We start from the raw sequence: 7,241 nt of genomic DNA, 5'->3' as shown, positions 1-7,241 counted from the left end.
CTGGCGCCTCGGCCTACTCGACCAGCCTGTGGGGGCTGCTCTGCAGGGTGGTCGAGTAGCGGCCGGAGCGAAGCGGAGGGTGCGTATCGAGGCCTTGTGCGGGGGTCTCGATACGTCCTCGGCTAGCGCCTCGGACTACTCGACCAACCTATGGGCCCGGCTGGCGCCTCGGCCTACTCGACCAGCCTATGGGCCCGGCTGGCGCCTCGGTCTACTCGACCAGCCTGTGGGCCCGGCTGGCGCCTCGGTCTACTCGACCAGCCTGTGGGCCCGGCTGGCGCCTCGGTCTACTCGACCAGCCTGTGGGCCCGGCTGGCGCCTCGGTCTACTCGACCAGCCTGGGGCCGGCCGACTCAGTAGCCCTTCGAGCGCATCGGCGCCGGGTTGTAGAGGCCGCTGACCCGGTGCGTGCCGTGCACCATCTCCGCGGGCTCGGCGTCGACGACCATCGTGTACCGCTCCAGGCCTCCCCAGTCCCGGCCCCAGTTGTTCCGCAGGTAGGTCGGGACCAGAGTGCCGTGCAGCAGGCCGTCGGTGATGCCGAGCGGACCGCCGTTCACACCCGCCGACCACGTCTGGCTGTTGCGCTTGGTGGCGTCGGCGTCGGGCATGATGCGCCAGTCGGGCACCTCGAGGATGCCGTAGCTGACGGCGATCGGCCGCTGGCATGGGAACACCAGGCCCGGCATCCAGTCGATGAGCACCGGCGCGGTGCGTCCGACCACGTCGTTCAGCGTCCGTAGAGACGGGACGCGCGGCGGAGTGAACGCCACCCACTCGTTGACGGCGGCGGCGTCGTCGACCACCCTGAGCCGCACGACGTCGGCGCGCGGCGGGGCGTCCTTCAACGCGAAGCGCAGGTTGCGCCAGTACTGCTGCTCCATCGCATCGACCGGCGTCAGGGCGTGGCCGAGCGGCCTCACGCGCCCATCGGCCTCGCGCCGACCGAACTCGGCGGTCAGCTTGCGGCCCGGCGTCACGGCGCCGAGACCGTTGATCGCCTCGATCGATCCGGCCGCGGCGACCGACACCAGCGGCTTGTCGGCGGGTGCGCGCCCGGCCTCGAAGCCGAGGTCGTACCAGTCGGTCGTCACCGAATTGACGCCCGCCGCACCGTAACTGCCCAGCATCGGAGTGGTGGCCGGCTTGAGGCCGAAGGGCAGCCGCACCGTGGTCGCCGGGGCGGTCAGGGCCTGGCCCGCACCGTTCGGGTTCTCGGCGGTGCCGCTGTCTGAAGTGCCGTTGTTGTCGGGCGTCGTGGCAGTGGCCGCGCCGCCGCCGGCGGTCGGCGGAGCGAGCGTCGGATCGGTGTCCTCATCGGCGCCCGACTTCTCCTCCAGCGGATCGATGTACGTGCCCGCCGGGATCCCGTCGGCGGTGAAGCCGACGTTCTGCCCGGCCAGCGCGGTGCGCGCCGACGGTGCGGGTCGGCCGTCCACCGCCGCCGGACGCAGGATCGAAGCATTGGGATCGGCCTCGACGAGGACGTCGTTGGCCAGACCGCATTCGTCGCCGAGCAGTGCCCGGACGTTCGACTTGGTCCACGACCAACTGTCGCGCTGCACCCAGGCGCCCTTCACGAACGAGCCGAGCATGAAGACCACCAGCAGGCCGGCGATCACCGGCAGCGGCGACACCTTGAGCCGCGACAGCCCGGTCCGGTGCATCTCGGTGCGGGTCGCCTCGTCGACGTAGTCGTCGCGGAAGTGGTACCAGAGGCCCAGCGCCGCCGCGAGCAGCGCGCCGAGCAGCACGATCCAGCTCAGCTTGATCCCGGCGAGGGAGACCGGACGGTCCCACCACGGCACGCCGTAGCTGCCGACGTACCACCACATGTTGGTGCCCGCCGCCGACACGGCCGTCACTAGCAGCACCGCGGAGGCGAAGAACGCCCGGTTGCGTCGCGACCGCAGCAGTGCGGGCGACATCATCGCGACGACGGCCGCGCACAGGGCGGCGCCGATGCCCGCGTAGATGCCGAAGTGGTGGGTCCACTTGGTGGGGGTGAACGAGGTGAAGAACATGGTGCCGATCGTCACCGCGATGAGGCGCCACATCGGGCCGCGGGCGATGCCGTTCGGCGAATGACGCGAGGCCAGCCGGAAGATGCCGATCACCAACGCGAGGATCATCATCAGGATGCCGAAGCGGCGCGGGAAGGTGCCGTCGCCGGTCTGCAGGATCAGGTAGTAGTAGCGCACCGGCTCCTGCCACCACTGCTCGGTCGGCCCGACCTCGGTCGCGACGCGGTTGCCCTCCAACAGCGGCCCCAGCGCCTGCGCGTAGAAGATCATGTAGAGCACGGCGGTGCCCGCGGCCAGCAGCGGCGCGATCATCGGGACCAGCCCGTCGCGTCCGCGACGGTCGACGATGCCCTTGACGACGCCGCGCAGACCGGCGACGAGGGCGGCGGCGGCCATCAGACCGCCCGGCGCCAACGCCAGGGTGAGGGCGGCCGCGATGGCGGCGATCGCATACGGCAGCAGGCGGCGGGTGGCGATGGCGCGCTCGACGCAGCACCACGTCAGCAGGGCGCCGACGGCCTCGGCGGGCTCCGGCCGGATGCCGTTGTTGTACGGCATCCAGATGGCCAGGAAGACCATCGCGCCGGTCCAGACGGCGGCCGGACTGTTGCGGACCGCCCGGCCCAGACGAGGCAGCACTTCACGGCTGATCAACCACCAGCCGAGCAGGCCGAGCAGCAGGCTCGGCAACCGCAGCCACGGTGTCGCCACTGAGAGCTGCGTCATCCACGACAGCACCTGGAAGTGCCAGCCGAACGGATCCTGCGGAACGCCGAAGTAGCGGAAGTAATTGTCTGCGTATCCGGCTTCCTCGGTGATGCGGGCGACGGTGATGTTGTAGCCGTCGTCGGAGGTGTTGCCGCCGATCAGCCACCAGACCAGGAGTACGCCGATGACGGCCACGTCCGGGCCGCGGATGGTGAACCAGCCCGCGGGCAGGAAACGCTTGTGGCCGCGGCCGTCGCGCGCGTCGAGCAGCCCCAGTGCGAGCAGCGACAGCAGCGTCGCGATGAGGCCGACGATGATCGCGGCCAGCTTCAGCGGGGTGGGGGAGTTGATGAATCGCGTGTCGACGGTGGCGTTCAGCGACAGTCCCTCGCGCGGGACGTCGGCGGCCAGATCGGTGAAGACACCGATGATCTGCGGCCGCATGTCGGGGTCGGCGGTGCGGTACGAGGTGGTCTCGCCGGCGGGCACGCCCTCGATGGAGGCGGTGACGCCGTCACCGTCGCCGCTCATCACGAACCGGCAGCTCGGGTTGTTCTGCGCCGACGCGCGGTCGGTCGAGACCAGCACCACGTCGCGGACGATCATGGCCAGGGTGGTGTCGGTGGCCCGGACGAACAGCCCGCGCGCGGTGGCCTGTCTGCCCTGCCGGGGCACCGTGGACAGCAGCACGCCGCCGGTTTCGGGCAGGTCGCGGGCCAGCGAACACGGCACCGAGGCGTTCATCGACGTCGGCACGAACGACACCATCGGCGCGGTGACGTTCGCGACCGCGTCGTTCTGCGGCCAGTGCAGCTCCGAGGTCTTCTGGTTGATCGGCAGGATCGGCGTCAGCGCCGCCAGCACGAAACCGAGCAGACCGGCGATCGCCGCGACGAGCTTCGCGTTGCGGTAGTCGTTCCTCGTCAACAGCCGCAGGCGGCCGGTGGACGACGCGTCCTCGGGGCGAGGGGATGGGTTCACGGTCACCGTCTCTTCGTTCACGTCGCGTCTTCGATCAATGCGCCGGTGCGGCGGCTCGGAGTGCTCATCTGCTCGGCTCCACCCGGATCGCGCCTGGCCGCGACCAGCCCCAGGTCCGCACCGGCTCGGTGCGGACGGTGGCCGCCGTGGCGCCCGGGCTCAGCTGGGTCAGCTTCTCCAGCGAACCCCAGTCCTGGTGCCAGTCGTCGCGCAGATAGGTCGGCACCGTCACCTGCGAGGTGGTGGCCTCGCTGACGGCGAGCAGACCGCCCGAGCTCGCGGCCATCCACGTCTTGGACTGCGAGTTCGCGGTCACGAAGTCGGGCAGGATCCGCCAGTCGGGGACCTCGGCGACGCCGTGCCGGATCGCCAGCGGACGCTGGCATGGGAAGTGCGCCGCCACCGGGAAGTCGATCAGCACCGGATCGGTCGATCCGACCAGCTCCTGCAGGGTCTGCAGCTTGGGTGCGCGCGGCGGGGTGATCGCGATGAACTGCATGGGGCCGAGGTTGGTGTCGGCGAGCACCAGGCGCATCACATCGGCCTTCGTCGGCACCGCCGTCATCGGCACCCGCAGGTTGCGCCACGGACGGTTCGGGATCACCGGTCCGGGATCGATCGGGATCACCTCCGGCCCGACCCGGGTGAACGCACCGTCGGCGCCGCGGGTGCCGAACTGGACCACGAGCTTCTGGCCGAAGGTCGGGATTCCGTCGGCGTCGATCGTCGACACCGCACCCGCCGTGGCGAACGCCAACAGCGGCGACGACTCGCGGGCGGGAAGTCGGTACCACCCCGTCGTGAGGTAGGCGTTGGCGTTGTAGCCGTAGCTGCCCAGCACCGGTGTGGTCTTCGGGTTCAGGCCGAAGGGCAGCAGCGCGGTGGAGCCGTTGACGGTCTCCGGACCCGTGCCGCCGGTGGTCCCGGCGCCGAGTCCGCCGATGATCGCGAACGGCTTGGAAGTGGAGCCTCCCACGTGCATCTGCCCGGCCCGGGCACTGCGGGCGTCGGGCGTCAGGTCGTCGGGGACGCCGTTCGGGGTGAAACCGACCGACCCGGTTCCGGCCAGCGCGGCGGAGGCGGATTCGCCGCCGGCGGGCACCAGCAGGTTCGCATTGGGGTCGGCTTCGGCCAGCACCTGGTCGGCCATCGCGCACGGGTGGCCGGTCAGCGCGTCGACGTTGTTGCTCGCGACGGTCATCGCCGGCTGGCGGATCACCGCGGCGCGACCGAAGGCGAGGAGGGTCGCGAGCACCATGAGGGCGGCGATCACCATCAGCGGGGTCGACGCGAACGCGATCCGACGGCGGTCGGCGGCCGAGTCCGGCGCGCCCTCGGGATGGTGGGCCAGGCCCTTGTTGACGACGTAATCGGTGCGCAGGTGCAGCCACAGGGTGATCGCGACCGCGACGACGGCGAGCGCCAGCAGGATCGTCGAGACCTCGACGCCCGCGACCACCGGCGCGATGTTGAACCACGGAATGCCCAGGTTGTAGGCGTACGGCCAGGCATTGGTGCCCGCCGACGCCGCGGCGAGCGCGAACAGCAGCCCCGCGGTCAGGGCCGACAGGTTGCGCAGCGACCGCGCGCTGCTCTGCGCGATGGTGATCGCCGCCAGTGCGGCGAGGGCGGCGCCCAACCCGGTGAGGACGCCGAACTGGATGGTCCATTTGGTCGGCGTGGCGAACAGCATCAGCAGGGTGACGCCGAAGGCGCCGATCAGACGCCACGCGGGGGCGGTCGCGACACCCTTGATGGCTCCGCGTCGGAGCAGGACCGCGGCCACCACGAAGGCGGCGACGAAGGTCAGCAGCACCGGGATGCGACGAGCCAGCGCGCCGTCCGGGGTGCCGACCGACAGGAAGTAGTACCGCAGGAACTCCTGGTGCCACGGCACGATGGGACCGGTCTGGTAGCGGACCTTCATCGACTCCAGGACCGTCATGACGGTCTGGTCGCGGAAGACCACGACGGCCACGACGGTCGTGGCGGCGAGGATCGGCGCCAGCAGCGCCGTCAACGAGGCCTCCCGGCGACGGTCGACGAGCACGTGCAGCATCGGCCGCGCGGCCACCAGCAGGATCGCCACGGCGACCACGCCCTGCGGTGCGAGGGCCAGCGTCATCCCGGCGGTGGTCGCGGCCAGCGCGGCGGGCAGCATGCGTCTGCCGGTGATGGCCAGTTCGGTGGCCCACCAGGTCAGCAGCGACCCGAGGACGATGATCGGCTCACCGCGCAGACCGGAGTCCAGCGGCAGCCAGAACGCCAGGAACACGGCCGCCGCGGTCCACGTCGCCCACGGGTTGGCGGCGACGGCCCGGCCCAGGTGGGGCAGCACGACGCGCGAGAGCAGCAGCCACGACGCGATGCCCGCCACCAGCTGCGGCACGTGCATCCACACGATGGTGGGGGAGACCTTGGCCCACAGGGCTAGGAAGCTGTAATACCAGTCGAAGGGCGCCTCGGCGATGCCGTAGAAGCGGTAGTAGTTCGACATGTAGCCGGCCTCGCCCGCGGTCCGGCCCATGTTGAGGATGTAGCCGTCGTCCGGAGCGCCGGCCCCGAGGACGGTCCAGCCGAGCAGCACCGCGGCGACCACCGCGTCACTGACGCGCAACCGCAGGCGAGCAGACCACGCGCCGGTCCGAGCTGCGAGCGTGCCGCTGTACCCGCCGAGACGGTCCAGACACCACAGGGCGAACAGGGCAGCCAGCGTCGCCAGCACCGCGATCACCATCGCGATCACCTTGATGATCGACGCGTGGCTCTCGAACCGGTTGTCGACGGTGATCTGCGCGCGGATGCCGTCGCCGGCCGCAGCGACCTGCTCGGCGGTCAGCGACGTGAACAGGCCGTCGACCTGCGGGCGCTTATCCGGTTCGAGGAGACCGGCCGGGGCCAGTCCGACGAACTCGGCGCCGGTGGCGGCGGGCGAGGAGAAGATGTGCAGCGAGGTGCACTTGCCCGCGGCCAGGTCGGCGCGCGAGGCGGTCGCCGCCAGATTGCTGCGGAACAGGACCGACACCGCGCTGTCGGTGGCCGAGACCACCAGCGCCTTGCCTGCGGCGCGCTGGGCGCCCGGCGGCATCGTCGACAGGATCGTGCCCCTGGCCGGCGACTGCGCGAGCACCCGGCAGTCGACGGTGATGTCGATGCCCTGCGCCGTCTGCGCGATCAGCGGGGCCATCACCGACGGATTGTCGGGGTTCAGCTTCTGCCCCTGCGGCCACGAGATCGTCGCCGCGGTGGTCGTGACCGGCAGCAGCGGAGTCGCCACCGCGGCCAAGACCGCGAGCAACCCGGCGACCGCGGCGACCAGCTTCGCGGTTCGAGCCGTCAGCGGGCTCGATCGACGGTCGGGTACGGCCTCGGCGGAAGTGGGTGTCGGGTCTGGCACGCCCTCTGACGTTAGTCGACTCGGCGTGGCTGGACCCAACCGTCACGCGTGCGACCGTCACGTTTCCAGGCCGCCGCCGGTGCGCAGGCGCTGCCGGATCGTCGCCGGTGCCGAAACCGCGTCAGCACCGA

Annotated in this window: 2 protein-coding genes; both read right to left on the bottom strand. The window is 71.1% G+C overall.

The features are described from left to right. Positions 1 to 353 precede the first annotated feature (353 nt). On the bottom strand, positions 354 to 3,719 hold the full coding sequence (locus AAFO60_RS07570; RefSeq protein ID WP_432211696.1) for an arabinosyltransferase domain-containing protein: 3,366 nt from the start codon (positions 3,717 to 3,719) through the stop codon (positions 354 to 356). A gap of 58 nt (positions 3,720 to 3,777) precedes the next feature. Next, complete coding sequence (locus tag AAFO60_RS07565) at positions 3,778 to 7,110, bottom strand: arabinosyltransferase domain-containing protein (protein WP_347955552.1); 3,333 nt, start codon at positions 7,108 to 7,110, stop codon at positions 3,778 to 3,780. Positions 7,111 to 7,241: the final 131 nt, after the last annotated feature.

This window comes from Gordonia aichiensis (assembly GCF_039946255.1).
GTDB classification, from domain to species: domain Bacteria; phylum Actinomycetota; class Actinomycetes; order Mycobacteriales; family Mycobacteriaceae; genus Gordonia; species Gordonia aichiensis_A.
Note: the sequence above shows the minus strand (reverse complement) of the source record. Positions and strands in the feature narration are given on the sequence as shown.